The following is a 24,957-nucleotide window of genomic DNA, read 5'->3' as shown; positions in this document are numbered from 1 at the left end:
TGCTGTATATATTTCCCCATGACCCCTTCGTCTAGCGGTTAGGACATCACCCTCTCAAGGTGGTAACACGGGTTCAAGTCCCGTAGGGGTCACCATGTTTCTGCTATGGTTCTCGCGTGAGCACATGCCTGTGCGCTATTGGTGGTAAAAACTTTTAACTTTACCGACAATGAGTTAATAGCCTATATAGAGGCGTTTAATGTGAAAACTGTATGAAACGATTTATGCGACTTGGCAAAATCACGCAAATTGCGATTGTCATATCTGTTTTATTTGCCATCGGAATGGCAATGCAAACCCATAATGATTTAATGAAAAGGGCGAATAGCGCTGCTGATTTTGCCGAAGGTGTATGTAAAGACACCAAAATGGTGCATCATAATACGGATATTTCGAGTTGTATACTGAAGCGTCAAGAAAGCCTTGAATTATATACTAAACAAGAAACCCTTAGTTCTATAATGGCAGGTATTATCCCTCTGCCATTCTTATGGATGGCTGGCGTTGTTTTATTATACATCTACCGCATACAAAGAGCTGGATACCGCAGTGTCGTTAATTGGTCTAACTACGGCAGAGGCAAAAAATCTTTTGTTGTCTTTACATGGATTTTTACAGGTATTGTCCTGCTTTTCTGGATAAGCGATTATTTGAATCTTATTACTGATACGCGCGTTCCCGTGACGATTGGGGGTGGGGTAAACATCTATAGAGATACCGCTAATAATTATGCTGTTATAGAAGGAACATGGACTCGGTCTGGCAGGGATGATGATTCTGCTATAGCATTTCCTCTCCAACGTTCAAAAATTACCTGCAGGCGTGAAACCGGTCATTGTATCGAATCGAGAGCCTATGTCTTCAATAACTTAATGTCTGTTGATACGGACATTTTTGATATTAAAAGCTGGACACAGGACGCACTCGTATTTGTGAACGAGCAGATGTGCGCCTCTGAAACCTATACCATCGATTTTATAAACCAATCTGTTACTGGTGGTGGTCACCGAACTAATGCACAGCTCATTTATTGCAGTATGAATGGTGGACTTATTAAAAATCCAGAGCAGAACTGGCAGTATCAAATGGTTGATGGAATGAAGGTTTATTCTGAGGAACGTAAGAAGGCACGCCCATGGCTCCTTCGTTTTATCCAGGCTTTTTTCGGCAATTAATCTTTTATAGGCTGCACTGTATTGCCATGGAGTCAGCATGGTACATCTTCATTGAAGCTGTGGGACAAAAAAGATACTGGAAATGAAAATAGTGATCATTCCCAGTTTCTATAGGGCAACGGCCTTTTTCCTCGCTCTTGAACCTTCCTTACCTTGCTGGAGAAGAACGTTCCTCAGATGACGTATGGTATTTTTATTTACTTTGCGGGATTCTGAAAAGGGTATCCTTTTCCAGAACAGATGAAACAATCTTCAATTGACATAAAAAATATTCTTACTACCATAAGTATATACAATTTATATCCGGGTTATTGTTATGCATGCCGTGATATCGATAGAACAGATCAAGGCCGCGCGGATGATGCTGAACCTCAAGCAGGTGGATTTGGCAAAGAAAGCGGGTATATCGCTGGCGACGCTCAATAACATTGAGCGTGGAGTGCAGACCGACCCAAAAATCAGCACGATGAAATCCATCCAGCAGGCGCTGGAGCGCGAGGGAATAGAATTTACTGCGGATGCGTTAGGTGGCGTTGGCGTGAGTCTCAAGCCGCAACGCAAGGGTAGCGACAGCGTGACGGTGCTGATTGTCGACGACAATAAGGCTGACCGTACGCTTTACAAGACATGGCTGGGGCGGAATCTCAGCCGTAAATACCGTGTTGTGGAAGCCGATAATGCGCGCGCCGGATTCGATGCGTTTGTCGAATGGCGGCCGCAATGCCTCATTCTGGATTTCATGATGTACGGTGCGGACGGGTTCCAGCTGCTGGCGTCGCTCAAGCGCGAGCACGCCAAGCTGCCGCCGGTGGTGTTCGTCACCGCTATGCATAACGATATTTTGCAGGAAAATGCTAAATCGCAGGGGGTCAGCGCCTATCTTCCCAAACAGGCGCTTAGCCGGGAATTACTTTGCGGGGCTGTGGATGACGCAGTCAGGCGTATCGCATCATAACCGGGAGAAGATTGCATGAATATTTCCACGTATTCGGGTTCCCTGTCTGCCAACAGACTGCATATGGATTCCGGCGTGGACTGGCAGGCTGTCATGCATGCATTGCCGGACGGGCTTATCATTACGGATGAGAGCGGTATCATCCGCTCCTACAATCCGGCAGCGGAAAATATCTTCGGTTATTCTTACGAGGAAGCGCTTGGCTGCAATGTCAGCATGCTACTGCCAGAATTCTATCTTGGCATGCAGGGTGAGTATCAACGTCATTATTCCATGGGCGCGGAAGAAACAGCTGCTGTTCGTGAAGTCTATGGCAGGCGCAAGAGCGGAGAGCTGGTTGCGCTGGAACTTGGCATGAACAGTATGCATTTCCAGGGCGAGAAGATGTTTGTAAGCACCGTGCGGGATATTACGGCGCGCAAACGTCTTGAGGAAAATAACGAGCGTTACAGGCTGGCGGCACGAGGATTCGGCCTTGGCATCTGGGATTGGGATGTGGCGGGCGATAGGTTTTATGCTTCCCGGCAATTCAAAGCGATGCTGGGTGTCGAGCAGGAGAGCGAGTTAAGCTACGCGGAGTTTGAGGCCCGTCTGCATCCGGAGGATAAAACGGAAATGTTGAATGCGCTGCGGGATCATCTTCAATCCCACACGGCATTCAGCGCGGAATGCAGAGTGCGGCATGAGGATGACAGCTATATCTGGCTGCGCATGCTGGGGCAGGCGCAATGGGATGAAGACGGAACTGCGATCCGTATGGTAGGCGCTGTTGAAGATATCAGCTGGCGCAAAGCCAGCGATCAGGAGCGCGACGAGATGATCGCGAAAATTCTTGCCTCCAATGCCGAGCTTGAACGTTTTGCCTATGTCGCCTCGCACGATATGCAGGAGCCGATACGTATCGTTACCAATTTCAGTGAGATCATCACTAAGGAGCATCAGCAGCTGTTGAGCGCAGAAGGCAAAGAATTCCTGCGGCTCATTACGGATTCGGGCAGGCGCATGCATGACATGGTGGAGGATCTGCTGATCTACTCCCGTATCGACGGCGAAGACCGAAAGAGCGTTTTTAACGGGACGGATATGCTGGAAGGTGCGCTTGAGAATCTGCGCGGGTTAATTTCCGCAACCAAGGCGCATGTGATTTGCGATCCACTGCCGATTCTGTATGGCAATCCTGTGCAGATCATGCGCCTGTTGCAGAATCTTGTCGGCAACGGCATCAAATACCAGGCTCCGGGCAAAGTGCCTGAAATTGATATCAGCTGCGTGGCAGAGGAAGAATATTGGCGCATCGCGATCAGCGATAACGGTATCGGCATTCGCGAGCAGTTCCTGGATCAGATTTTCGAGCCTTTCCGTCGCCTGCATACCTGGGAAGAATATCAGGGCAGCGGGCTGGGGCTTGCCATCTGCAAAAGAATCGTGGAAAGGCATGGCGGCCAGATTCAGGCCAGTTCGGTGCCGGGGGAAGGTAGTGTTTTCAGCTTTACATTGCCGCGCGCCCTTCCGGGAAAGGAGAATGCATGAGTGGTAATGTGAGCGATCACGAAACACATCCCGCACGGATTCTTCTGGTGGAGGATAATGCAGGAGACGCGGTGCTTGTGCGCCGCATGTGCCGTAAAACTCATCTTGCCGATGATATTGCTATTGCGAATACAGCAGAAGCGGCGCTTTCCATGCTGCAGACGGAAGCCAGACCGGACTTTATTATGCTGGATCTCAGCCTGCCGCAAATGACGGGAGAAGAGTTTCTCGACGAGGTCATGAATCATAGAAGATGGCGGGATATCCCTGTGCTCATTTTTACCAGCGAGATAACAGAAAGCAAAAAAACATTGCGCAAGCATGTTAGCGGCTATCTGGCGAAACCTGCCAACCAGGATGGTTTTGATAAAGCGGCAAAGCAGCTGGAACAGTTCTGGCACAGGTTTTCAGCCGGCCAGAATAATATTGAGAAAGCCGGGTAGATGCTATGGAACGTCTGATGACTTCGCCGCGTGATGCGGAAGCCGTTGCCGCCGAATTCAAGGATTATGCCTATAGCGTCTCGCATGATCTGAGCGCGCCGGTTCGAGCCATGGTTGAATTTTCCCATATCCTGTCTACGGAACATACTGCAGGATTAAGCGCAAATGCGAAGGAGTATCTTTCGATCATTATCGATAATGGAAAAAAGCTGCAGGCTATGATGGATGGTTTGCTTGCCTACTCGCGGCTTAATACGGCCGCCCGGCCGTTTGCCATGGTGGATTGCAATTACGTTCTGGCAGAGAGCGTCAGTGCTTTAGCGAGTAAGATAAAAGCGGCAGGTGCGGAAATAAATATTGCACATCTTCCTTCTTTCTCCGGCGATGAAACACAGCTCGTTCAACTGTTCACGGTATTGCTGGATAATGCTTTGACTTACCGGCGCAGAGATAGTGCCCTGCAGATTTCCGTTTCGGCGGAGCGGGTGGGGGAACAATGGAAAATAACCGTAGCCGATAACGGCATCGGGATTGCAGCCAGGCATCAGCAAAGGATTTTTCGCTTCTTCCAGCGGCTGCATACGGATGAAGAATATCCTGGAGTCGGCATGGGGCTTGCGCTGGCGCATAAGATTATGCAGCGGCATTGCGGCGATATCGCCTGCGTACCGGATTATTCGCCGGGCGCTGCTTTTTATGTTTTGTTTCCTGCTATTGCTAACACTGGCCAAGGGTAGATTATGCATGTCGACAAACTGACGGATAAATTGAAAGTATTGCTGATTGAAGATTCCAAGGGCGATGCTGTATTGATTGAGCGTAGCCTGAAACGCGCCTTGCCGGAGATTGCGAAAATAGCGAAGGCTTCCTATCTGGGAGAGGCGCTGGATATCCTTGCTGCGCAGGATTTCGACGTGGCCCTGTTGGATCGTTCCCTGCCGGATACAGAAGAGTTTGATGGCTTAAAAAGCCTGCAGAATATGGCACCGCAGCTGCCGATCATTTTCCTAACTGCCTACAAGGATGAAAAGAGCGCGCTGGAAGCCATCGAAAACGGAGCACAGGATTACCTGTTCAAGGACTCCATGGATGGGCACTCCATCAAGCGGGCGATTCAATATGCGCTTATGCGTAAGAAATTCGAGAGCGTCCTGATTACGCGCGCCAATTTCGATGCGCTGACGGGGCTTGCCAACCGGACGCTGTTTGAAAGCAGGTTGGACATGGCGCTGGCGAGGATGAAACGTCACGGCGGATATGTTGCAGTCATGTTCCTGGATTTGGATGGGTTCAAGCAGGTCAATGACAGGCTGGGTCATGCTGTGGGTGACCTGCTGCTGCGGGAAGTTGGAAGGCGCATTGCCTCGGGTTTACGCGAATATGACACGGCTGCGCGTTTCGGCGGGGATGAATTTGCCGTATTGCTGGAAAACCTGCCGCATCCCGAGCATAGCGAAACAGTGGCGCAGAAAATTATCGCGCAGATCGACAAACCTTTTTCCCTTTCAGGAAGCGCAGTCGATATCGGAATCAGCATCGGCATTGCGGTATGCGATAAAACGCATCTTCAGAAAGGCCGCTCGCTTATAGCCCAGGCAGACAGCGCCATGTATGAAGCCAAGGCAGAGGCCGGAAGCGCATGGCGGGTTTATTCGGGAGAAGCCAGAGCACGTATTAAGAAAGCGACATGATAGGCGTCAAAACTACTTAAATAACAATCAAACGTATCCTCGTTAACGAATGTTAAGCAAGATTGCCTTTAGAATGTCCTAATCAGAGCCTATCCGGCTGAAAGGAGATTGTATGACAGGCATTCCGCTTAAGCGTATACTGCTCGTTGAAGACAGTAAGAGCGATGTTCTGCTCATTAAGAGAAATCTCCGTAATGCTTTATTTGGCGAACCGATTGAGGTTATCGATGTGCCGCGTATGGCCGATGCACTCGAGCAAATCAAGGAAAAAGCTTTCGATCTTATCATACTGGACCTGAGCCTGCCTGATATCGAAGGCAGTGCAAGCGTGGCCGCGCTCAGCGCATATGCCCGGTCTGTGCCTGTCATTGTCCATACGGGGACGCAGAGCATGAAAGCGAAGGAAGAGGCAATTATGTGCGGTGCGCGCCAGTTCCTTATCAAAGACAAGGAAAGTCCGTTATCGTTCAGGTTACGTATTCAACAGGCGTTGGAAAACGCTTAGAGGGAGGCTTTATGCTACAGGAATCTCATACCGCCACGCCTGAAACCAATACGACCGCTTATACCCATTTCCATACTCTGCCGCAGGAAGATATCCTGAATATTTTTCTGGTCGAAGATGTACGTTCGGATGCATTGCTGACTCGCATAGCGCTCGATTCCACCGATATTCCGTTTCTGCTGACCAAAGTGACGCGCGGCGATGAAGCTCTGTCACGGCTTTGCGTCAATCGTGTCTGCCGCCCGGCAGAACTTCCGGATCTCATATTGCTTGACCTGGAGCTGCCGGGAATGGATGGATTTGAGATATTGGAAGAGCTTGCGAAAAGCGCGGCTTCCTTGCGCTCCATTCCAATCGTCATTCTCACGGCACACCGTCAGTTTGAATATATCCGAAGCTGTTACCCGCTATATGTGATGTCTTACATCAAGAAACCGTGCGATAGGGCGCAAATGCGGGAGATACTGCAGAAAGTATGCCGGTTGAAATATGGCAGCTATGCAACGTATTGACGTTTAGCTGGCGGTCTTCAGGCCGCTTTGATGCCATCGAGGAACAGGCGGACCTGTGTGCTAAGATTCTCCGCCTGTTTGGAAAGCAATCCGGAAGCAGAGAGGATTTGCTGTGTAGTAGCGGAATTGGTTTCCGCGGATTGCCGGATGCCACCGATATTGTTATTGATCTGTTCCACGGCCGCTGCAGTGGTATTCATATTAGTGGCTATCTCATGGGTTACGGCAGTTTGTTCTTCTACCGCCGCCGCGATATTGCCGGAGACATCGTTCACTTTCTCAATGGAGCCGGTCAGCTTGAGCAGTGCGCTCGCGACATTTTCGGTCATCTGCCGCATATTGCCAAGCTTGCTGTGAATATCTTCCGTTGCCTTGCCTGTCTGTGTGGCGAGGTTCTTTACTTCGCTTGCGACGACAGCGAATCCCTTTCCGGCTTCGCCGGCGCGTGCGGACTCAATGGTGGCATTCAATGCAAGCAGATTGATCTGTCCGGCGATATTTTCGATCATCTCCGTTACGGCGCTGATGGAGTGTGCGGCATCCACCAGCTCTTTCGAGATGATATTTGCATTCTGCGCTTCTGAAGTGGCATCACGTATCATGGTGGCCGAAAAGGCTACCTGTTTGGAAATATCCTTCACAGAGGCGGAGAGCTCTTCCGTGGCTGTTGCCACAGACTGGACTGTACCCGAAGTCTGATTGGAAGCGGTAGCGACGTTTTTGGCCTGAGTGTTGGTCTGCGAAGCCATAGCGGCCATGTCCGTTGCCACCTGCGATAATTCCGTAGCAGCCGAAGCTACGGTGGCTACGGCATTGGAGGCATTCGTGTCGAATTCTTTGACTAGAGTTTCCACGCGCGCCTGGCGCTCAAGTTTGCGTTTTGCTTCCTCCTGCTGCTGCCGCGTCATTTCACGGTTCGCAATCAGGCTTTTGCGGAAATCTTCTATGGAAGTGGCCATAGCGCCGACTTCATCCCTGCGGTCACTTAAGGGGACTTCCTTGTCATAGTCACCCTGCTGCAGCAATTGCATGTATTTTTGCAGACTCACGATGGGGGTCGCGATGTTGCTGGTTAAGGCATAGGTAATGAGAGCTGCAATGGCCAGGGCAATAACAGAGATAATTTCGGAGTCCAGTTTTTCCTTATCGAATATGCGATCCCCTTGTGCGCTTGCTTCGCTTGCTCCCTTATTATTCAGTTCGATATCCTTCTCCAATGAATCTAAGGCATCCCGGAAATCTTTTCGCATTGTGCCCATAAGTAATGCGTGCGCCTCTTCATTCTTGTTGCTTCTGGAAAGAGCAAGGAAGGCATCCTGCTGTTGCATATAGGCAGCCCACTTCGCTTTGAAACTGTTATAAAGCTCCTGTTCTTCCTTGCTGTTTATGGTTTTCTCGTAGTCGGCCAGATGCTGGCTCAGCTTTGAGGTATTCTGCGCCATTTCATTTTCAGTTGCCTGCATGGCTGCGTTGTCCGTTGTGCCTGCGTGGCGCAGTTGCAATATGCGAACTTCGCGCGTATCGGCGTTAATCTGTCCTAAAATACGGATGCTGGGAAGCCAGTTCGTCACAATGTCCGTGCTTTGGGCGTTCACGGCATCCATGGCGTAAATGAGTTTGATGACCAGCCCCACATTCATGAGGATGAGCACTCCCATTAAAAGGGCTATTTTTTTGCTTATCCGCAGATTTTTCATAAGTATTGTCCTATGGCAAATGATTGCGTGCGACTGCGAACCGACATTATGCAGCACAATTTTTGCGCTGTAAAATAATTATTTTAATAATCTTTCGTTGTCTCATAATGAGAGGATGTCGCTCATGTTGCGGTGCAACATAACGCTGGCGCGAAGCTTGGATTTGTGCTATTATGAGTCAGAATCGCATAGGTCATGGATCGGGTCACTGCCTGATAGAAAGTAGTAATAATTCTATGCGATATAGAAATGAGTTAATGATACATGTCTGTTTGTTTTTCGCCTGCGAAAAACCGGAACAGGCTTTATTTCAGATGCCTGATGGTGCCGTTAGCGGCGATTTTTCTTTCCTGTTGTTCAGGTAGCAGCCCGCCTGCGGAAAAAACTGCCCAGAAACCGTCGCGTTCGTTCTTCCGGGTCATTGGAGACACATTCGTAGGCAGTTTGCGCGGAGCCGTACAGGCCGTTCAGGCACCGCTCGAAGACGCCAATCTCAAGCGCCAGTCCATTCCCGATCATCTCAAGCAGATGACTAACAATCCTTATGCCCTTCCCACACCTTTGAACTGCAGTACTGTAGTGGATGGAATTGTGCAGCTTAACGGTGTGCTCGGGCCGGAGAGGGTATTTAATGACAAGGGTGCTAACGACTCGCTGGTGAAGGCCTGGGACCATGCGCATAATATCAGCTGGAAGGATAAGGATAAATATATCGATAGCGGTTCCTCTTTCATCCAGGAAAAAGTGGCCGACGAGGTGCGCACGCATGTGGATCTTATTCCTTACCGCAGTTGGCTGCGCTGGGTCAGCGGCGCGGATGCCCATGCCAAGCGTGTGGCGGAGGCTTATGAAGCGGGCAAGCTGCACCGGGCTTTTTTACGCGGTGTAGCCGTGAATCTGCATTGCGAGGAAGAGCTTGCGAAGCAAACACAACAACCGCCGGTTTCTGCAGTTAAGAAAGAACCCGTTGCAGAAGAAAAACAGACAGCACTGAATGAATAATTTATTCGATGGACTAGCGCTCGTCCAAGGGGGCTGCAAGAAACGCGGCAACGGCAATGCGGTCTTTCAGTAAGGTTTGCAATTCGATGGGTTTTCGCAGTTTATATGGCTGTATTTGTTCTCGCAGTTCCCGGATTTCCTCATGTATATTGGCCAGCTGAATATCCAGTGCACGTAAACTGGAGCTATTTGCAAGTGATTCTGCTTTTTCCAGAGGCGATAGGTAGGCAGTGCCTGCCGGGGATGTGCCGGATTTTCCATATGAGTTCTGCTGTTCGAGAAGCGCTTTTCGAATATCTTCTTCAATGATCGTACGTGCGCTTTGCAGCAGATCAGCGATTTTGAGCAGTTCCTGTGCAGATGCTGGATGCTCAGATATATATGCCTTGTGCTTGAAGCGCAGAAACGCTTCAAGTGTTTTTGTTTTATATAAGGCGTGAATAACGGTCATGAATATGTCCTTCCTTGCTGGCGGACAAGATTTGCAAATGCTGCTCGCACCGTTCCTATTGGCGGCCCTTCATCATTTTCTATCTCTCTTGCCATATTGGATAGCCTTTGTTTTATAGCTTCAGGATTTCTAGCAAATTGAGTTGTGTTGATGCGTACGATCGGTGCTTCGATGCCCATCATATCTAAAGGGTGCGTGGAAATTCCTGTTGTTGCAAGTATATACTGCTGTAGATCCGCGCTATTGGTAATTCCGCTTCTGGCAAGGAGTTTAGGTGAGAGTGAAAGGGTGGCCAGGTGTCCGTTAGAGGAGCCGTTTAATACGAGTGCATCTTGCCCTAAAGCTGCATTGATTTCTTCAATGGTTTGAGCTGTAACGCGATAGGATGCTGCAATGGCTTCCTGCTCTTTGCGGCGTACTTCGGGAGTAATTAAAGCGAGGGTATTGGCGTGTATATCGGCAGAGCGTTCGTCTATCATAAACTGTGACTGGTCTAAATGCCGCTGAATATTTCCCATCATATGAGGGGGGCCACAGGCAACCCCGAATTTATGATTGCTATCTATCTGTTTTGAATTACCGCTTACTGTAATGATATGGTCGGCCAATTTGTAGCCGTTAGGGTCGTGTGCCTGAATGCTTGTCAGTGAGCAATGTTCGCCGGTGCCTACATTAGCATATAACTCATCCGACAGAATATTCAGCTCGTATTTTGCCATGATGACGGCAAGTGCCTGTAGTTCTTCCTGTGAATAGGGAGACATGGTGAGATTGTCCGGATTGGTAAAGATCAGCCAATCTCCCGGCTTTACATTGCCAGCCTTAATCGTTTCCTCCAATGCTTGTGGGGTGAGTTTGTAATGACTGTCTTGCGTATCAATTGTTAATAAGGGGGCATTGAGATAGTCTGCGACCAGTGGATAACCGAAATAAAACGGTACGGGGAGAATTACATTCGTGTTGGGAGTGATATGTTCTAATGCAACGGCTTGGATAGTTGGTGAGGAGCCATCGATATTTACTGCTATCGTATTATTATATGGGGCAGTTTCCTGCGGTACGCCGGGTATCAGGAGTCTTTCTATCTCTATTCGTAAGCGCTCAGATGCGTTATACCGACTGTCGGGAAACGTTTCGGTAAGCAGATTCACCAGCGCAGCATGGGTATCCGAGGTATGGTCATAGCTCCATTGCATAAAGGCTGTAGCAAGAGTGGAAGCCTGCGTGCTGCTTAATTCACCAGCTTCTTCGCTTGACTTCAGCATATCCCAAAAAGCTCCTTCCGGTACTGGCTGGCCTCCGGAAATACTTCCGATAACAGCATTTCTAAGCATGCTTAAGTTGGCGACCGGTGCAGAGTTTCCTTCTTCGCGTCGTGGATAAGGAGATTCAATGCTGTAGCGTGTATCCCCAAATGTTTGACGATAACCCGGGATGCTGGGAATACCTTTTTGAGTAGCGTAATATTGGTTTATATAAGCATCATAGGCTGCTTCTACTGTGCGAGCAATATCAGGAGTATCGGAAATGTTAGCCATGCTGTTTCCATCATAACTTTACCGTTCGGCTAAAGTATAACAAGAGAGCATTAATAAAATATTAATATATCTTTATTAATAAATCTTTATCTTTCAATTAGCTGCAAGATGCGGTCTCCGTAGCCTGCTTGTTGAATGATGAAAAAGATGGCTAGTGGATAAAGAGCGGCGAGTATGTCATCGAACATCACGCCGAAGCCGCCGCCGATTTTGCGGTCTGCTACGCGTATAGGCCATGGCTTTAGTGCATCGAAAAAGCGAAACAGTGCCAGTCCCACCGCATATGCGATAACGGTATGCGGCATGAAAGACAGCAGTAGCCATTGGCCGGATACTTCGTCAATTACCATTTCCTGCGGATCTTTCGTGTCCGTATGTTTCAGGTAAACATGACAGACCCACCAGCCGACCATGAAAGCGCTGCTGGCCGCTGCGAACAAGCCAGTATTACCGAAATAAACCTGAATGAGCCAGGCAAAGGGCAGAGCAGCGATAGAGCCACATGTGCCGGGAGCTTTGGGCGAAAGTCCAGCACCGAACCAGGTGCCAAGCAGCTTGGCGGGATGCGATAAAGGGAGCGGCCCGCTCATTCGCGGTCCTGTGCGGTGGGCAGTTTAACACTCACTGCAGCCTGTGCCGCAATGCCTTCGCCGCGTCCGGTGAATCCCATTTTCTCTGTAGTCGTTGCTTTGATGCTGATTCTAGATTCTTCTACTTCCAGCAGTTTTGCGACATGCGTAACCATAGCAGCGCGATGAGGCGAAATATGCGGGCGTTCGCAGATCAGGGTGATATCTGCGTTGATGATGCGGCCGTGTTTCTGTTTTAGCAGGCTGCAAGCATGGGTGACGAATTGCGATGAATCCGCACCTTTCCATTTCGGGTCGGAGGGCGGAAAATGCTGACCGATATCGCCTGCGCCAATGCTGCCCAGAATGGCGTCCACCAGCGCATGCAAGCCGACATCTGCATCGGAGTGACCTGCCAGCGCCAGTTCGGATGCAATCTGAATGCCGCACAACGTGACGTATTTCTTGCTCTCGTCTGCGGTGAGACGATGTGCGTCAAACCCAGTGCCAATACGGGTTTCCGACGCTGCTGCGAGCAGGATGCGCGCGTCTTCCAGATCTTCCTTCGTCGTCACCTTATAGTTATGCTCCGAACCGGGCACGATCTTCACTTCCACTCCCGCATGTTCCGCCACGGCAGCGTCATCCGTGCATTCGTAGCCTTCGCATTCGCGGTGCGCGGCGTATATCTCTTTGTAGTGAAAACCCTGCGGTGTTTGCGCGCGGAACAGTTTCTGGCGTTCAACCGTGCCGATAATACGGTTTTCCTCGACATGTTTAAGCGTATCGAAGACCGGCAGGGCAGGGATGGCCGCAGGCGTTTCCGCCAGGGCGCTCAGTATTCGCGTAATGACTGCACCGGAGACGTTCGGTCGCGCGGCGTCGTGCACCAACACATATTCGGGCGGATTATCCGCAAGGCTTGCTAGTCCCAGCGCAACCGATTGCTGACGCGTGGCCCCGCCATTAATCGGAGGCAGCAGATCGAGGCCTGCCGTATGGGCCTGATAATAGGCCAGATGGGCAGGATTGATGACAACCCGCACGCCGGAGATGCCCGGGTGGCGCAGGAATGCTTCCGCGCTTCTGCGCAGCAGGCTTTTGCCTTCCAGCATCTGGTATTGTTTGGGAAGGGTGCCCCCGGCGCGTCTGCTTTCCCCGGCGGCGACAATTAACGCTATAGCGGATTTGTTCATGAGCTATGTATCACAGGTAACGGTTTGCGTACCATTACCCCACCACAGACATGCCGTCAACTCTTGCCCTTGTCTGTGCCGGTGTCTGGAGCATCTTTGCCGGCAGGCGGCATGCGGCCCCGAAGGTGGCAAGAAGCATGGTCTTAGCCGTTTTGGGGTCGTTCGATCTAAATGGATTATGCTCTTCTGTAATAGGCTGTATATGGCCGTTTTTTATTGTATAGGCAATGGGAAGTGCGTGCACCATTTTGTCGAACTTCTTTTCTTCTTCCCGTAGCGGAGTCTGTTCCAGAAGGGCTGCCTGCGAAGTTATCGTATCGGAAGAGTTCTGCCGCGGATTCGCTCTTGGTCCCTGTGCGAGCTTTTGTACCTGCGTTTGCTCCCGTACCTGCTGAACCAGGTCGCGCATTCCGTCAAGCTCCGCAATACATTTATCTGCCCATTGGGTAATGCCGATCGCTTCCGCATAAGCATGAAATACCTGTGGGTTGTAGTCAATAAGCCCTTGGGCTGTCTTGTCCATCATTCCTTGGAAAAACGGGTGTGTATGGTACAGTTCCTTGAGCGTTTCGATGCCATCCGGGTGGTCATTGATATATTTTTCCAGCGCTGCCTTTGTACCTATATAATGCAATGGTGCATCCACCATATTAAAGCCGTATTCCACCGTAATGGCACGGATCTTATCGAGGCTGTCCGGTTGAGTGTTCCGTGCAGCGGCGCGTGAGGATTTGTAGGGATTATCATGAATGACGCCAAGGAGTTTACGTGTTTCCTCCGAGTTATATATCAATGTCTTGTATGTCTGTTCGGAGGTGGCTGCGAGTTCGTCTATAATCCGATCGTCTTGGCGATAGGGGGGATTGTCACCTGACCTGCGCGCTTCCCACCCGGCTGTGGTAATGCCGGTCAGGGTACTTGCGCACATATCCTGTTCAAATCTTTGTGATGTTGCACCAGCCAGGGGCAGATCGCTTTGCTGGGTTTCGTCATACCGCATGCCTCTGGCCAGCGCCGGGTCCATCATGCGCTGATCCTGCCCCAGATCGAACTGACCGCCGCGGCTATCTCCGCGCCCGCGTCCATGAAATACCTGCAGCTCTATACCATGCGCAGCAAAAATGTCGTAGAGCTTGCGGGCATTCTGACGGATGCTCCATTCGGAAGCAAAATTGCCCGCACTCTTTGCGCCGTCACTGTAACCGAACATGATATCGGCTTTGTTACCCAGAGCCCGGTAGTAACTGACGACCAGCGGATCTTCGAGCAGTTTCTCGAACATGGCGGGAGCCATTGCCTGATCTTCTGCCGTTTCAAGCAGCGGCTGGATGGAAAGCTTGGGAGAGGTAACCTGTCCGTTTTCCACGGCAATGATGCCCGTCTGTTTGAACAGCAGGAGCGTGGAGTAAAAGTCTTCTGCTCCAGCGAAATTAGCTATCTGATAACGATCGGCTACTTTGTTGCCGAACTGATCAATCGCATGGTCCAGTACCTGCAGGCGCTTGATAACGTCGAGCAATTTGCGCCGCTCCGAGTCCGTGAGATCCCGTATATTACTACCGTCTTTGATGAGCTTATTGCTGAAGAACTGGCTATGACGATGATAACGATCCCGTTCATAGGTAAGCGAGTGGGGCGATATTCTGAATCTGGCCGGTTCTTCCCCTTCGGTTACGGTGACTTCCTGATCAGCGATAAAATTGCAGAGCTTCTGCAGCATGAAGCGCGGTTCGGACGGAGAAGGATTTTTGATCTTCATTGTCTTCAGTGCTTCGAGATCCGTATAAGGAGATAATCCATTTTCCTCCAAAAATTGCGGGTATTTTTCTGCAAACATACGATTGAAAGCGATGGTGCCTGCCTTAATCGTTTCCATGTCGTCATGGAAGTCGGAGCTGAAGTGGTTGTCAGTGGCCACTAACTCTCTAAGCAGTTCCTGCTGCTTTTGCTTATCCAGCTCCTGCAATATACGCGTATCGGAAAGGCCGAACTCCCCAAGGTAACCCTCCATTGCCGGATTATCCTGCCCAGCCACCTGCAACAAGCAGCTAACGGCATTCATATGATCTTTTGCGTTTTCGCGCGGATCGCGCTTGCGGCTTTTATACTCTGTATCACCTTCTTTTACCTGGCGGTAAATGCCGCGGTAGAGCTCGATGGAAGTGGCTTTGTCACGGCCATCGGCGTCCGCTGCATAAGCCCAGGTACGGTACTCTAACTGTTTCGGATCGATCTTTACATTTCGAAGCCGTTCTGCCTGGTCTTCTGTCAGTCGCCTTTCCGATGTTGCAGCAACTGTTTGTACGGCGGTGTTGAAATCCTGAATCACGTTCTCAAATGTCGTTCTCATTTTTTCGTGATTCTCACGGTCCAGCGTATTTTCTTCCGCTACCGTAACCGGTTTATCCGGCGTGATCTGTTCGCCAGCCACCATGCCTGTTGTCAGGGCGTCAATATGGGATTTCGCCTGCGCTATAAGAGGAAGCGTATCGCCCCCGCTGGAAATCGTTTCCGATATCTGCTCAAGCGTCGCTGTCAGCGCGGTTTCCCGCTCGCGTGCGAATTTGGTATGATAAATGGTAGGGTGCATCGTCTGTACGATGCTGATAATCATCTTATCTCTTGCAGCTTCGAGCGTATCGAGAAAGCTGTCGCGCGTGTCCGGATTTCTTAATCCTTCCCGGATAAATGTTTCAAAGCGCTCTTGGGGAGACGGTGTTACGCTTGCGCGGTAGAAATAACCCAGCGCATTCAGCACGATTCTGTTTGCGCCCATATACTCCGCTACCCTCAGGCATGAGTCGGGATCGTTTGTATGCTGCGCCATTTCTGTTGCTGTTTGCATGAAGCCTGAAGCCGTATCCGCCGGCTGCAGATTAAAGAACCAGTCGTCATTTGGCTTTAGTAAGCCATGGGCAGTAGCGCTGGTTCTGGTGTAGTCATTGAGTTCAGTAATAATGGAGCGGATTTCATGGTCTGCATCGTTATCCCTTAAGGCAATCGGCATGGCCCGCCCTCCGTGTGGCTTTTACTTTCCTGAATTACATTCCCCGGAAGACATTATTGATGTAGCTGGTCCAGAATTGCTCCAGCTGATGCAGGCCGGTGTTGATTTCCGGCAGGGAAGCGAGATTCGGCGTTCCGGTTTTGAGCGCTTCGAGGTGGCGTTTATAAAGCTCGTCGATCTTTTCGCACAGCGCAAGACCCTTCTCAGACAGCTTCACGCGGGTGGAGCGTTTGTCATGCGGAGAACGTTCCTTGATCAGGAAACCTTTTTCCACGAGATCCTTCACGTTATAGGAGACGTTTGAACCCAGGTAATAGCCGCGGTTGGTCAATTCACCGATGGTGATCTGCTCGTTATTGATGTTGTAGAGGATCAGCGTCTGAACGTTGTTGATTTCCTCAATCTTCAGCCGATCAAGCTCGGTCTTGATCACGTCGAGAAAACGACGGTGAAGACGCTCGATGAGCAAGATGGTTTCCAGATATACTTCCTTCACGTGAACCCTCTTATCAGTTGGTTATTCCGGTTATTAGACCATAAAACTGTTAAAAATATCTTAATATTTTATCTTATTTCAATAGACTGTCCAGTAACTCCTGCAACTGGGCATGGTTTTCGACATGTTTGCTGAATGGATAGGCTAGCGGTTTTTGGGGCAGTTCGCCATAAAATACTGGCGTACAGCCGCTCCTGTGGGCGCACTCCATGTCAATAGGGCTGTCGCCTATGAACCACACGTCCCGTCCCGGGACGATGCCGCTGTCTTTGAGCGCCGCATGCACAGGTTCCGGTGCGGGTTTGTCTTTCGGTGTGTCATCCGCGCCGACAATATTGCCGAAATACTTGTCCCAGCCGATATGTGCCGTTTCGATCCGCAGGTTCGGTCCTTTCTTGTTGCTGGCGATCGCGAGGTAGACCGGTTTGCCGCTTAAATACGCCAGTATATCGGCAGCGCCGGGTAGTGCCGTCAGCCGTTCCAGATGGATGGCGCGGAAGCTGTTCTGGTAATAAGTCGCTGCGTCCTGCCAGTTTTCGCCGAAAATATCCGGGAACGAATCGCGCATGGAACGCGCCACGCGCTGTTTTACGGTTTCCATATCCCAGGGCTCATAGCCCATATGCGCGAAAGTCTTGTTCAGCGCTTCCTGTATGGTCGGCCAGGTATCGACAAGTGTGTTGTCCCAATCGAAGATGATAGCGCGGGGAATGGGGAGGTTGTTCATCGTCGTTATTGCCATTGGTATCCTGTTTCGCGGTAAATATGTTCGTGATAGAGCGCCAGCAATTTAAGCGTCGTTGCGCCCGGCTTGCCGTTGCCGACTTTGACTCCGTCAATGCTGGTGACAGGCAGAACGTTGGAAGTGGTGCTCAGCATGAAAGCTTCTTTGGCTTCCTTCGCCTGTTTGACGCTGAAGGATTTTTCCACAACCTTGAAACCGTTCTTGCGAGCAATGTCGAGCAGCACTGCGCGCGTGATGCCACCGAGGATCAGATTGCTCGTCGGGCTGGTCATGATCTCGCCTTTAGCGGTCACGATGGCATTGTTGGAAGAAGAGCCTTCGTTGATGACACCTTTGCCGTCATAAAGCCACGCTTCTTTTGCGCCTGCTTCCATGGCGCTTTGCTTGGCCAGGATATTGGGCAGCAGCGAGATGGATTTAATGTCGCGCCGTTCCCAGCGTATATCCGGCAGCGTAATGACGCTGATGCCTTTATCCACATCTTTGGCTTTCGGCATTTTGGGACCGGTTACTGCCATGACGAGATTCGGGCGGGCATGCTTCGGGAATGTGTGATCGCGCCGTGCTGTACCGCGCGTAATCTGCACATACAGCGTACCGTGTTCGCGGTTATTGCGTTCAATCAATTCGCGTATGACGAGGCGGAACGCGGCATCGCTCATGGGGGCGGCAATGCGCAATTCTTTCAGCGAGCGGGTGAGGCGCTGCATATGGAGTTTCTCATCCAGCAGGCGGCGATTGTAAAATGCGATTACTTCGTAAACGCCGTCGGCGAACTGGTATCCGCGATCTTCTATGGAGACTTGCGCTTCCTGCAGCGGCACGTAGCGGCCATTCACGTAAGCTATATTCGTCATAGTTTGTTTGTTATCCTTTCCTCATTCTTCTTTTACCGGCGCGCCGCTGATGACCGCGTTCTGAAACGCCAGCATCTTATTATACGGTGTCTGGGTATTTGCAACGTTCACGTCGATCGCTCCCTGTGCCAGCGCATAGTCGCGGTCACGGAAGATGGTTACGATGCGCGAAATTTCCTGTTCGGAAATACCGATGGATTTGAGCAGTGCGCCGCCCAACTGCAGGCTGGTTTCAAACATTTCGGAAATTGCCACGTTTGCGCCCGCGGCTTCCAGAGAGACGATCGCATTAACATCGACTGCGCGTGCGATGATCGGAAGTCTTGCATTGACGCTGCGGATGCCATGCACAGCTTTCTCCGCGAAGGCAGCAGATTTATAAGTTACAATGGCGGCGCTTGCGCGTTCTGCGCCGATGGCCTGCAGCACTTCGCGGCGTGAGCCGTCGCCGTAATAAACGGGCAGGCCGATCTTCTTGGCTTTGGCGACGGTACTGATCTGCATGTCGATCGCGATGTAGTTGATGTTTTCGGCTGAGAGCAGTTTCGCAATTGTCTGACCGACACGCCCGAACCCGAGAATGACAACGTGGTCGCGTATATCAGCCATTTCGGATGTGGCATCTTCCGCCTTGCGTTTGCGCTGGCGTTCCGCCTTGCTGGAAAGGAGTTTGCCGATCCATGCTGAGAGCGGCGTTAGCGCCATTGAAGTGATGACAATCAGCGTGAGGATTTCAGCCGTGGCGCTTGTCATGAATTTGGTTTCTGCGGCGATCCTGAACAGGATGAAGCTGAATTCGCCGCCCTGTGCAAGCAGGCAGCCTGCCTGAATGGAGGTGGCTGTGCCGAAGCCGAGCAGACGGCTTGCGCCCATAATCAACAAGGCTTTAACAGCGATGAGCGCAATTGCAGCTCCCAGGATGAAAGGCAGATGCTTCCAGATAATTTCCAGATCGGCCGACATACCGACCGACATGAAGAACAACCCGAGTAATAATCCTTTATAGGGCATTACGTCGGCTTCTACCTGATGACGGTATTCGGTTTCGGCCATCAGCAGCCCGGCGATGAATGCGCCGAGCGCAAGCGAAAGCCCGGCGCGGTAGGTCAGCCAGCCTGTGCCCAGTACGACCAGCAAGGTGAGTGCGGTGAAGATTTCACCATGGTCCAGCGAAGCGATGAGACGGTAAAGCGGGCGCAGCAGAATGCGGCCAAGCACAAAAATCGCTGCAAGCGCCACGGCGGCTTTTGCAGCAACGATCAGCAGTTCCAGTGTAACCGAACTATGGCCCTGTGCGAGTGCCGGCACGAGTACGAGCAGGGGAACGACGGCCAGATCCTGCACCAGCAGCACGGCCAGCGCGACGCGCCCAAGCTGTGAGGCCTTGCGGTTATATTCGGTCAGCAGCTGCATGACCATAGCAGTGGAAGACATGGCAAGCCCGCTGCCGATGATGATCGCGGTTTCTGTTTTCAATCCCCAGAGGTTCAGCGCCAGGGCGATTACGGAAGTCGTGACAACGATCTGCAATGCCCCGAGCAGGAAGGCCTGCTTGCTGATAGTTTTGAGGCGTTCCCATGAGAGTTCCAACCCGATCATGAACAGCAGGAACACGACGCCGAGTTCCGCAATCGCACTCGTGCCTTCGATGTCGGGAATGATGCGGATGCCACCGGGGCCGATGATGCAGCCTGCCGCCAGATAGCCCAGCACCGGGCTGATGCGCAGCTTGCGAAACAGCGAGACCGCCAGCACGGCAGCGGCCAGCAGTATGATGACTATGGGCAAATGTTCGGTTTCCGGCGGCATGGCGAATGAATTTGTTTTGCGTGAGGTTATCAGATATAGAGGGAAATGTGAAATTCAATATGGAGTGAGGTTTCAGGTGAAGGAGGAAAGGGCTCAGCAGACAGTGCTGATTACGGGCGCGGCAGTGCGCGTGGGCCGGGAAATAGCGCTGGCGCTCGCTTCGGATGGTTGGAACGTGGCGATCCATTATCACAAATCGAAGACGCAGGCCGAGGAACTGGCAAAGCTTATACGCGATAAGGGGCGTACGGCTTTCACCGTGCAGGCGGATTTATGTAACCCCGAGCAGGTAGCCAATATATTTCCGGCGCTTGCAAAGCAAGGTGCTTCTGTTGATTGCCTGATCAATAACGCTTCCGTGTTCGAGAAGGATAACCTCACTGGGCTAACCCCCGAAAGCTGGAAGCTCCATATGGATGTGAATCTGTTCGCGCCGCTCCAGTTGACACGCGACTTTGCAGCCCAGTATTCCGGCAGCAGCGGCAATGTGATCAACCTCACGGACGGACTCGTGGGCTGGAGCGTTTCTTCCGGGTTTCTTTCCTATGCGCTCAGCAAATCGGGACTTGCCGAAGCAACGCGTATGCTCTCGCGTGAACTTGCGCCGCGCATCCGCATCAACGCGATTGCGCTCGGGCCGACGCTGGAGGGCAAGCAGGACAAACCCGATACCTATGCGAAACTGCGCAAGATCATCCCGCTCGCCCGCACCAGCAGCCCGCAGGAAGTATGCGATACGGTGCGGTATATTCTGGGTGCGCCTTCGTTTACAGGGCAGGTAATTTCGCTCGCGGGTGGGATGTAGAGAATTTAGTTCTCATTCCAGTGCAGGGATATTTTAATTCCCTTATAATTATCCACCAGCTTGTTGAGATAGTCTTTCTGTTCCCGCTTGAGTACAAGATTATTATTGTCCTGCCACGCTATTTGCGGATGCGTGGCATTCGGGCTGTGTGTGCCCTCATGGAGGGTAATCTCCTGTTTTTGATGTGCCACATCCTGCGATATAAGCCTGAGATTGTAATATGCTGAATCCTTGTGGTTCCAGTCTTCGAGAACGGCCATGTGGCGTTTGTCGGGCGACGGAGAGCGGCTTATGGTTTGCAAGCATATACCGAGCGGTTTTTTAGCATATGTGCTTGCGGTTGCGGTGTCTACATAGGTGATGTCAAATTTATCTAGAGTGATGTTGAGTTCGTTGTTGCCATTCCATTGCACGTGCGGTGTGGTGGTGTCGCCAGCAACTGGTATCATCAGTACTTTCTGCGTTTGGAGAAAACGCATTATACCATGCAATGGTTTCAATATGACGGCATTATACTGCGGATCAAAAATAGTAATGCCGTAATCTTCGTTTTGTACAACGGCCTCCCATTCTCCATTCGGTGAAGCACTATGGCTCAGTACCTGCACTTGCGGGATGTATTGGGGAAGAATGAAATAAGCAGGAATAGTGGAAAGAAGCAGGCATATCCCAGTACGGTATATGACTTTGCGAATGTTCATATCAAAAGCCTATTTCCACTTGCCATTCATATAGTCATCATATCCATGCGTGATATTGTCAACGGATTCTTGCTGGATACCGTAGGTAGTCATATTAGTCTGGTTCGTGTTTCCGACAATGCGATTGTGGAGTCCGGCTGTTCTCAAGGTTTCTTCCTTATTATATCCCATGACAGCTGCAATAACGCCGTAATTATAGTTTGTAGTGGCGCGATATTGCATGGCGCGATCACCAAATTGTGCTGCGATATAACCATCCGGACGTTGGTAGTCTTGCGTGCCGCCCTGGAACATCTTAACAGCATTTGGAATATTTGCTAAGGGGATATTCCCGTATTTATTTAGCCGCAGGCAGTTTTGCATCCGGTTCGCGGATGTAGAGCGGGGCGTCGGGGAAGGTGCGTTCGCCCGCGAGCCATTTAGCCGTGGCGAGGGAGGCAAGACCAGCGGCATCCGGCGGAGTGGTTATTTTCTTGGCGCCGTGTGCGAGGGCGGAGATCATTTTTTCCTCTACCAGCAGAGCGTCCGAGAGTGGGCGCAGGCTGTCCGTGCGGCGGAAACGCTGGACGTAGAACTGGCCGCGATAGGCGTCGATAATGGAAAGCATGTCGCCCTGCATGTCGCTAGCATGGGCCATGACTTCCAGCGTGGTAAGACCGATGAGCGGTTTTCCGGTGGCGAGGCGCAATGCGCGTGCGGTAGTGAGGCCTACGCGGATGCCGGTGAAGCCGCCCGGGCCGATGGTGCAGGCGAGGGCGTCGAGTTCCTGATAGAATGTGTTTCCTGCTTTCAGCAGTTCTTCAATCATCGGAATCAAGCGACGTGACTGCGTTCCGGTTTTTTCCTCCTGCTGGCTATGTGTGACTTTATCGCCTTGCCATAATGCTACGGAGCAGGTTCCGAGCGAGGTATCGATAGCGAGAATCTGAAGCGGTGCGGTCATGCGATTTCCAGTGCGGCTTGCGCGGCGATGTCCGGTACTAACGAAACTTTGTGGCCGGAGTGGCGCTGCAGCTTACCAGCGAGTTCCAGTTCCAGCAGGATGAGTGACAGCATGTTCGGTTTAATCTGGCACTGTATGAGGATTTCATCGACGCAGACAGGTGCGTAGCCGAGTTTCGCACTGACGAGTTTGCGGGCTTCGGCGAGTTCGGCATCGTCCGGGCGGTTGCCTTGCTGTTCGCTTGCGAAGTCCGGCGCCCCTTGCTCACGCAGCATGTCCGGCATGGCGGAAAGGCCCTGCATGACATCGTCAATCGATTCGCAGACCATTGCGCCTTGTTTGATCAGGCCGTTTGTGCCTTTGCAGCGCGGGTCGAGCGGAGAACCGGGAACGGCGAAGACATCACGCCCCTGTTCGAGCGCAAAGCGGGCTGTGATGAGCGAGCCGGATTTCAGCGACGCTTCCACGATGACGGTGCCGAGCGACATGCCCGAAATAATGCGGTTGCGACCCGGGAAACTGCGCGCATGTGGCGCCATGCCGAAAGGCTGTTCGGTAATGATAGCGCCTTGCTTTGCCATCTGTTCGTAAAGCGGTTTGTTTTCCGGCGGGTAGATATGGTTGATGCCACTGGCCATCACGGCGACCGTACCGCTTGCGAGCGAGCCTGTGTGTGCGGCGGTGTCGATGCCGCGGGCTAAGCCGGAAACCACGGTGAGACTGCGGCTGCCTGCGTCGCTTCCCAGTTTCTTTGCGAACTGATACCCCGTGGCGGAGGCGTTGCGTGAGCCGACGATGGCCAGAGTGCGTTTGCTTTTCCATAAGTGTGGTGAGCCGAGCATGGTGAGCACGGGCGGCGGATCGTAAGTAGTGAGAAGAAGTTCGGGATAATCTTCATCGCCGAAGCACAGCATTCTGCCGCCGAGCTTTTCCACCTGATCAATTTCGCGCTCTGCATCTTGCTTTGTGTAGTACAAGGCTGGTGTGCGCTTGCCGCCGCGCGAGGCAAGATCGGGAATGGCTTCAAGAGCGGCTTTTGCCGAGCCGAACTGGTTCACGAGATTGAAAAAGGTGACAGGGCCGACATTTTCGCTGCGGATCAGGCGCAGCACATCCACAAGCGATTCCTTCTGCAGGAATTTACGCATGTTTTTCCAGGATTGCGCGGAAGTCATTTCTTTTTGCTCCACACATATTCTTCACCGCGCATCAAACGACCGATATTCTGCCGGTGTGTGATGAAGATGATCAGCGTGATGACGGCCATCAGCTGGGCAATGCCTGGCGCCAGAAGGAAGGAGCAGAGTGTCGCGATCAGGAAAGCCGACAACGCTGAGAGCGATGATATGCGCCATTGCAGAAAGATGCCAAGCCAGAGCGCCATAATGGCGAGCGCGAGTTTCGGAGAGAGCGCGAAAGCGATGCCGATGGCGGTAGCAACGCCCTTGCCGCCCTTGAACTGCAGCCAGACCGGGAAAATATGGCCCATCAGGGCGCAGATGCTGGCCAAGAAAATAAGCGCTGAGGCGCGTTCACCTTGCGCAAAATGCGTAACGGCATGCAGTGCGATAGCGACAGCGAAAAAACCTTTCAGCCCGTCCAGCAGTAAAGTGGCTGCGGCGAGTTTCTTGTTGCCTGTGCGCATGACGTTCGTCGCGCCGATATTGCCGGAGCCAATCTTGCGGATATCTCCATGACCGGCCATGCGGGTCAGGAGGAGGCCGAAGGGGATTGAACCGATCAGGTAAGGAAGGAGGGAGAAGCTGATTGCGAGTAAGATCGTCATAAGGTGATGCTATAGATTGCTTAAAATATCCAAAACATTTTGTAGAATGTAGCTTGCGGCCATTTTGTCAACCAGTTCCGCACGACGGGCGCGGGAAAGATCCGCATCCAGCATGGTGCGCGTGACGGCCATCGTGCTCATGCGTTCGTCGGAAAGCAGCATGGGCAGCGAGGTTTTCTCGGCCAGATTGCGGGCAAACTGGCGGATAGACTGACAGCGCGGGCCTTCAGAGCCGTCCATATTAATAGGGTAGCCAATGACAAACGCGCTTACGCCCTGTTCTTTCACGATGGTAGTGATTTCTGCTGCGTCCTTGCTGAATTTGCCGCGTGAGATGGTTTTATAAGGCGTGGCGATCATGCGGCTGATATCGCTAAGCGCAATGCCGATGGTCTTTTCGCCGACATCGAGGCCGAGCAGGCGGCCTTTGGTCTGGTTCAGTTCGGCGGGGGCGGAAAGCAGCATAGCAGGTGGTTGTCCGGTTTCAGGGGGCGAATGCCCGTAATATAAAGTGGTTTACTATTTTGTATAGTTTTTATAAAGA

General features: G+C 51.6%; 26 protein-coding genes and 1 tRNA gene. 11 read left to right on the top strand and 16 right to left on the bottom strand.

The features are described 5' to 3' along the window. The first annotated feature begins 20 nt into the window (after positions 1 to 20). The 9 genes from VFT64_06150 (at position 21) to VFT64_06110 (ending at position 6,811) form a co-directional block, all read left to right on the top strand. Positions 21 to 95: transfer RNA gene (locus tag VFT64_06150), tRNA-Glu, on the top strand. 117 nt (positions 96 to 212) lie between these two features. Then, on the top strand, positions 213 to 1,175 hold the full coding sequence (locus tag VFT64_06145; protein HEU5047412.1) for a hypothetical protein: 963 nt from the start codon (positions 213 to 215) through the stop codon (positions 1,173 to 1,175). 316 nt (positions 1,176 to 1,491) lie between these two features. Then, positions 1,492 to 2,130 (top strand): response regulator, encoded by a 639-nt coding sequence (locus VFT64_06140; GenBank protein ID HEU5047411.1) that lies wholly within the window; start codon positions 1,492 to 1,494, stop codon positions 2,128 to 2,130. Between the two features lie 15 nt (positions 2,131 to 2,145). Further along, complete coding sequence (locus VFT64_06135; protein HEU5047410.1) at positions 2,146 to 3,660, top strand: PAS domain S-box protein; 1,515 nt, start codon at positions 2,146 to 2,148, stop codon at positions 3,658 to 3,660. Then, the gene (locus VFT64_06130) at positions 3,657 to 4,103 is read left to right on the top strand and encodes a response regulator (GenBank protein ID HEU5047409.1); all 447 of its coding nucleotides are present in this window, start codon (positions 3,657 to 3,659) and stop codon (positions 4,101 to 4,103) included. The genes VFT64_06135 and VFT64_06130 overlap by 4 nt, the downstream gene beginning before the upstream one ends. Positions 4,104 to 4,108: 5 nt before the next feature. After that, positions 4,109 to 4,840, top strand: a complete 732-nt coding sequence (locus tag VFT64_06125) for an ATP-binding protein (protein ID HEU5047408.1) — start codon at positions 4,109 to 4,111, stop codon at positions 4,838 to 4,840. 3 nt (positions 4,841 to 4,843) lie between these two features. Then, positions 4,844 to 5,794 carry a diguanylate cyclase response regulator gene (locus VFT64_06120; GenBank protein ID HEU5047407.1) on the top strand — a complete coding sequence of 317 codons (951 nt, stop codon included), beginning with the start codon at positions 4,844 to 4,846 and terminating at the stop codon, positions 5,792 to 5,794. Between the two features lie 112 nt (positions 5,795 to 5,906). Beyond that, positions 5,907 to 6,299, top strand: coding sequence for a response regulator (locus VFT64_06115; protein HEU5047406.1), 393 nt, complete (start codon positions 5,907 to 5,909; stop codon positions 6,297 to 6,299). Between the two features lie 11 nt (positions 6,300 to 6,310). Beyond that, a complete protein-coding gene (locus VFT64_06110; protein HEU5047405.1) occupies positions 6,311 to 6,811 on the top strand; it encodes a response regulator in 501 nt (166 codons plus the stop codon). 17 nt (positions 6,812 to 6,828) lie between these two features. Here VFT64_06110 and VFT64_06105 read toward each other — a convergent pair whose 3' ends face one another. After that, entirely contained in the window at positions 6,829 to 8,508 is a 1,680-nt protein-coding gene (locus tag VFT64_06105) for an MCP four helix bundle domain-containing protein (protein ID HEU5047404.1), read from the bottom strand. A 264-nt stretch (positions 8,509 to 8,772) separates the two neighbouring features. Here VFT64_06105 and VFT64_06100 point away from each other — a divergent pair, with 264 nt between their 5' ends. Next, complete coding sequence (locus tag VFT64_06100) at positions 8,773 to 9,510, top strand: hypothetical protein (protein HEU5047403.1); 738 nt, start codon at positions 8,773 to 8,775, stop codon at positions 9,508 to 9,510. 13 nt (positions 9,511 to 9,523) lie between these two features. On the opposite strand, the gene VFT64_06095 is transcribed toward VFT64_06100, so the two are convergent. From VFT64_06095 to VFT64_06055, 9 genes are all read right to left on the bottom strand, one after another. Then, entirely contained in the window at positions 9,524 to 9,961 is a 438-nt protein-coding gene (locus VFT64_06095) for a hypothetical protein (protein ID HEU5047402.1), read from the bottom strand. Then, positions 9,958 to 11,499, bottom strand: coding sequence for an aminotransferase class I/II-fold pyridoxal phosphate-dependent enzyme (locus VFT64_06090; protein HEU5047401.1), 1,542 nt, complete (start codon positions 11,497 to 11,499; stop codon positions 9,958 to 9,960). Before VFT64_06090 ends, VFT64_06095 begins: the two co-directional genes overlap by 4 nt. 86 nt (positions 11,500 to 11,585) lie before the next feature. Then, on the bottom strand, positions 11,586 to 12,089 hold the full coding sequence (locus VFT64_06085; protein ID HEU5047400.1) for a phosphatidylglycerophosphatase A: 504 nt from the start codon (positions 12,087 to 12,089) through the stop codon (positions 11,586 to 11,588). Next, positions 12,086 to 13,264, bottom strand: coding sequence for a bifunctional 2-C-methyl-D-erythritol 4-phosphate cytidylyltransferase/2-C-methyl-D-erythritol 2,4-cyclodiphosphate synthase (locus tag VFT64_06080; GenBank protein HEU5047399.1), 1,179 nt, complete (start codon positions 13,262 to 13,264; stop codon positions 12,086 to 12,088). Before VFT64_06080 ends, VFT64_06085 begins: the two co-directional genes overlap by 4 nt. Positions 13,265 to 13,298: 34 nt before the next feature. Beyond that, positions 13,299 to 16,271 (bottom strand): phosphoenolpyruvate carboxylase, encoded by a 2,973-nt coding sequence (locus VFT64_06075; protein HEU5047398.1) that lies wholly within the window; start codon positions 16,269 to 16,271, stop codon positions 13,299 to 13,301. A 34-nt stretch (positions 16,272 to 16,305) separates the two neighbouring features. Then, on the bottom strand, positions 16,306 to 16,767 hold the full coding sequence (locus tag VFT64_06070; protein HEU5047397.1) for a winged helix DNA-binding protein: 462 nt from the start codon (positions 16,765 to 16,767) through the stop codon (positions 16,306 to 16,308). Positions 16,768 to 16,840: 73 nt separating this feature from the next. Beyond that, positions 16,841 to 17,509: an HAD family hydrolase gene (locus tag VFT64_06065; GenBank protein HEU5047396.1), complete on the bottom strand. Its 669-nt coding sequence runs from the start codon at positions 17,507 to 17,509 to the stop codon at positions 16,841 to 16,843. Next, entirely contained in the window at positions 17,500 to 18,369 is an 870-nt protein-coding gene (locus VFT64_06060) for a D-amino-acid transaminase (protein HEU5047395.1), read from the bottom strand. Before VFT64_06060 ends, VFT64_06065 begins: the two co-directional genes overlap by 10 nt. A 21-nt stretch (positions 18,370 to 18,390) precedes the next feature. Then, positions 18,391 to 20,178 carry a monovalent cation:proton antiporter-2 (CPA2) family protein gene (locus tag VFT64_06055; GenBank protein ID HEU5047394.1) on the bottom strand — a complete coding sequence of 596 codons (1,788 nt, stop codon included), beginning with the start codon at positions 20,176 to 20,178 and terminating at the stop codon, positions 18,391 to 18,393. A gap of 76 nt (positions 20,179 to 20,254) precedes the next feature. Here VFT64_06055 and VFT64_06050 point away from each other — a divergent pair, with 76 nt between their 5' ends. Then, on the top strand, positions 20,255 to 20,983 hold the full coding sequence (locus VFT64_06050; GenBank protein ID HEU5047393.1) for an SDR family oxidoreductase: 729 nt from the start codon (positions 20,255 to 20,257) through the stop codon (positions 20,981 to 20,983). A gap of 5 nt (positions 20,984 to 20,988) precedes the next feature. On the opposite strand, the gene VFT64_06045 is transcribed toward VFT64_06050, so the two are convergent. Genes VFT64_06045 through ruvX form a run of 6 tightly spaced genes read right to left on the bottom strand, consistent with a single transcriptional unit; the run spans position 20,989 to position 24,878 of the window. Further along, positions 20,989 to 21,684 (bottom strand): hypothetical protein, encoded by a 696-nt coding sequence (locus VFT64_06045; GenBank protein HEU5047392.1) that lies wholly within the window; start codon positions 21,682 to 21,684, stop codon positions 20,989 to 20,991. Positions 21,685 to 21,693: 9 nt separating this feature from the next. Beyond that, complete coding sequence (locus tag VFT64_06040; protein HEU5047391.1) at positions 21,694 to 22,047, bottom strand: hypothetical protein; 354 nt, start codon at positions 22,045 to 22,047, stop codon at positions 21,694 to 21,696. After that, a complete protein-coding gene (tsaB, locus tag VFT64_06035; GenBank protein ID HEU5047390.1) occupies positions 22,022 to 22,627 on the bottom strand; it encodes a tRNA (adenosine(37)-N6)-threonylcarbamoyltransferase complex dimerization subunit type 1 TsaB in 606 nt (201 codons plus the stop codon). The genes VFT64_06040 and tsaB overlap by 26 nt, the downstream gene beginning before the upstream one ends. Continuing rightward, entirely contained in the window at positions 22,624 to 23,802 is a 1,179-nt protein-coding gene (gene dprA, locus VFT64_06030) for a DNA-processing protein DprA (GenBank protein ID HEU5047389.1), read from the bottom strand. The genes tsaB and dprA overlap by 4 nt, the downstream gene beginning before the upstream one ends. Then, entirely contained in the window at positions 23,799 to 24,413 is a 615-nt protein-coding gene (gene plsY, locus VFT64_06025; GenBank protein ID HEU5047388.1) for a glycerol-3-phosphate 1-O-acyltransferase PlsY, read from the bottom strand. The genes dprA and plsY overlap by 4 nt, the downstream gene beginning before the upstream one ends. 9 nt (positions 24,414 to 24,422) lie before the next feature. Further along, positions 24,423 to 24,878 (bottom strand): Holliday junction resolvase RuvX, encoded by a 456-nt coding sequence (gene ruvX / locus VFT64_06020; GenBank protein ID HEU5047387.1) that lies wholly within the window; start codon positions 24,876 to 24,878, stop codon positions 24,423 to 24,425. Positions 24,879 to 24,957 lie beyond the last annotated feature (79 nt).

Source organism: Rickettsiales bacterium (assembly GCA_035765535.1).
Lineage (GTDB): Bacteria > Pseudomonadota > Alphaproteobacteria > Rickettsiales > JABCZZ01 > JABCZZ01.
This window is presented reverse-complemented; position numbering and strand designations above follow the sequence as displayed.

Coding starts and splice junctions, on each gene's coding strand:
- VFT64_06145 (HEU5047412.1), top strand. CDS start 213: ATGAAACGATTTATGCGACTTGGCAAAATCACGCAAATTGCGATTGTC.
- VFT64_06140 (HEU5047411.1), top strand. CDS start 1,492: ATGCATGCCGTGATATCGATAGAACAGATCAAGGCCGCGCGGATGATG.
- VFT64_06135 (HEU5047410.1), top strand. CDS start 2,146: ATGAATATTTCCACGTATTCGGGTTCCCTGTCTGCCAACAGACTGCAT.
- VFT64_06130 (HEU5047409.1), top strand. CDS start 3,657: ATGAGTGGTAATGTGAGCGATCACGAAACACATCCCGCACGGATTCTT.
- VFT64_06125 (HEU5047408.1), top strand. CDS start 4,109: ATGGAACGTCTGATGACTTCGCCGCGTGATGCGGAAGCCGTTGCCGCC.
- VFT64_06120 (HEU5047407.1), top strand. CDS start 4,844: ATGCATGTCGACAAACTGACGGATAAATTGAAAGTATTGCTGATTGAA.
- VFT64_06115 (HEU5047406.1), top strand. CDS start 5,907: ATGACAGGCATTCCGCTTAAGCGTATACTGCTCGTTGAAGACAGTAAG.
- VFT64_06110 (HEU5047405.1), top strand. CDS start 6,311: ATGCTACAGGAATCTCATACCGCCACGCCTGAAACCAATACGACCGCT.
- VFT64_06105 (HEU5047404.1), bottom strand. CDS start 8,508: ATGAAAAATCTGCGGATAAGCAAAAAAATAGCCCTTTTAATGGGAGTG.
- VFT64_06100 (HEU5047403.1), top strand. CDS start 8,773: ATGTCTGTTTGTTTTTCGCCTGCGAAAAACCGGAACAGGCTTTATTTC.
- VFT64_06095 (HEU5047402.1), bottom strand. CDS start 9,961: ATGACCGTTATTCACGCCTTATATAAAACAAAAACACTTGAAGCGTTT.
- VFT64_06090 (HEU5047401.1), bottom strand. CDS start 11,499: ATGGCTAACATTTCCGATACTCCTGATATTGCTCGCACAGTAGAAGCA.
- VFT64_06085 (HEU5047400.1), bottom strand. CDS start 12,089: ATGAGCGGGCCGCTCCCTTTATCGCATCCCGCCAAGCTGCTTGGCACC.
- VFT64_06080 (HEU5047399.1), bottom strand. CDS start 13,264: ATGAACAAATCCGCTATAGCGTTAATTGTCGCCGCCGGGGAAAGCAGA.
- VFT64_06075 (HEU5047398.1), bottom strand. CDS start 16,271: ATGCCGATTGCCTTAAGGGATAACGATGCAGACCATGAAATCCGCTCC.
- VFT64_06065 (HEU5047396.1), bottom strand. CDS start 17,509: ATGGCAATAACGACGATGAACAACCTCCCCATTCCCCGCGCTATCATC.
- VFT64_06060 (HEU5047395.1), bottom strand. CDS start 18,369: ATGACGAATATAGCTTACGTGAATGGCCGCTACGTGCCGCTGCAGGAA.
- VFT64_06055 (HEU5047394.1), bottom strand. CDS start 20,178: ATGCCGCCGGAAACCGAACATTTGCCCATAGTCATCATACTGCTGGCC.
- VFT64_06045 (HEU5047392.1), bottom strand. CDS start 21,684: ATGAACATTCGCAAAGTCATATACCGTACTGGGATATGCCTGCTTCTT.
- VFT64_06040 (HEU5047391.1), bottom strand. CDS start 22,047: ATGCAAAACTGCCTGCGGCTAAATAAATACGGGAATATCCCCTTAGCA.
- tsaB (HEU5047390.1), bottom strand. CDS start 22,627: ATGACCGCACCGCTTCAGATTCTCGCTATCGATACCTCGCTCGGAACC.
- dprA (HEU5047389.1), bottom strand. CDS start 23,802: ATGACTTCCGCGCAATCCTGGAAAAACATGCGTAAATTCCTGCAGAAG.
- plsY (HEU5047388.1), bottom strand. CDS start 24,413: ATGACGATCTTACTCGCAATCAGCTTCTCCCTCCTTCCTTACCTGATC.
- ruvX (HEU5047387.1), bottom strand. CDS start 24,878: ATGCTGCTTTCCGCCCCCGCCGAACTGAACCAGACCAAAGGCCGCCTG.